A 1,582-nucleotide genomic window follows, 5' to 3' on the forward strand; every position below is an offset into this window, starting at 1 on the left:
GAGTTAGGGTTGGGTAAAACATTTGATACAGCAATCATGACTTTTCAAACACCCTCTAATATTATCGGTTCTTCGGTACTTGTTATGCTCAACCGATAAGTTGAGAAAAGGGAATAGGGAACAGGGGAAGTTTATAATTATCTATGATGTGTATCTATTTCTAGTAAAAACCTAATTTATTTTATGAATGCTCCACACAAAGACCTTGATTTTGAAAATCTCCTCCAATATTTGAGAATCAATCGAGGGTTTGATTTCACAGGTTATAAACGTTCAACTTTAATGCGTCGTGTTATTAAAGAGATGGAGACTTTAAATATAGATAGTTTTGTGAATTATCAAGATTATTTAGAAGTTCATCCAGATGAATTTAAAAATTTATTTAATACTATTTTAATTAATGTGACTGCTTTTTTTAGAGATACTTCAGCTTGGGACTATTTAGCCCAAGAAATTATCCCTGATATCATCAAAAATAAACAAAAAGATGAACAGCTTCGGTTCTGGAGCGCTGGTTGTGCGTCTGGACAAGAGGCTTATACCTTAGCAATGGTTGTAGCAGAAATATTGGGAGTAGAAGAGTTTCGTAAGCGCGTAAAAATCTACGCAACAGATGTAGACGAAGAAGCTCTCACCCAAGCTCGTCATGCTAGTTATTCAGCCAAAAATATCATTGAAGTTCCATTAGAACTGCGCCATAAATATTTTGATTTAGTGAATAAGAATTATGTTTTTCGTCAAGATTTGCGTCGTTGCGTGATTTTTGGTCGTCATGATTTACTTCAGGATGCACCAATTTCTCGTTTAGATTTATTGGTTTGTCGCAATACCTTAATGTATTTTAATTCAGAAATACAAGGAAAGATTATCAATCGGTTTCATTTCGCGCTTAATGATCATGGCTATCTGTTTTTAGGAAAAGCAGAGATGTTAGTCATGCACTCTAATTTATTTATACCTATACATTTAAAAGATCGTGTATTTGCGAAAGTATCTTTGGGAAACATCCGTAATCGTCAACTAGTTATGACAAATTTGCAAAATAAAGAATCCTCTAATAATGTTTATGCTGAAGAACTGCGAATTAGAGATTTGGCTTTTGATACAGCATCTAGCGCCCAAGTTGTCATTGATAATCATGGTATATTAATTATGATTAATGAAGAAGCTCGACGTTTATTTAACCTGACAAATAAAGATTTAAATCGCCCTTTTCAGGATTTAGAATTATCCTATAGACCTGTAGAGTTACGCTCATTAATCGAGCAAGTATATAATGAACGCCATCCTATTATACTCACAAATGTTGAACGTTATCAGCCAAATTCAGAAGTTCAATATTTAGATGTGCGAATCATTCCTTTACAAGATAATGATCAAACCATTCTCGGTGTCACAATCTCTTTTAATGATGTCACCCGTTATCTGAAACTCCAAACAGCATTACAACGCTCTCGACAGGAATTAGAAACAACCAATGAAGAATTGCAATCTACCAATGAAGAACTAGAAACAACCAATGAAGAATTGCAATCTACCAATGAAGAACTAGAAACAACCAATGAAGAATTGCAATCTACCA

At 33.9% G+C, this 1,582-nt stretch carries 1 protein-coding gene; it reads left to right on the forward strand.

What is annotated here, in order from left to right; translation table 11 throughout:
- Positions 1–183 precede the first annotated feature (183 nt).
- Positions 184–1,582, forward strand: a 1,399-nt coding sequence (locus tag FJR37_RS12320; protein WP_254434571.1) for a CheR family methyltransferase, incomplete at its 3' end; no start/stop codon positions are given.

This window comes from Aphanizomenon sp. UHCC 0183, from assembly GCF_009712065.1.
Taxonomy (GTDB): Bacteria; Cyanobacteriota; Cyanobacteriia; order Cyanobacteriales; family Nostocaceae; genus Dolichospermum; species Dolichospermum heterosporum.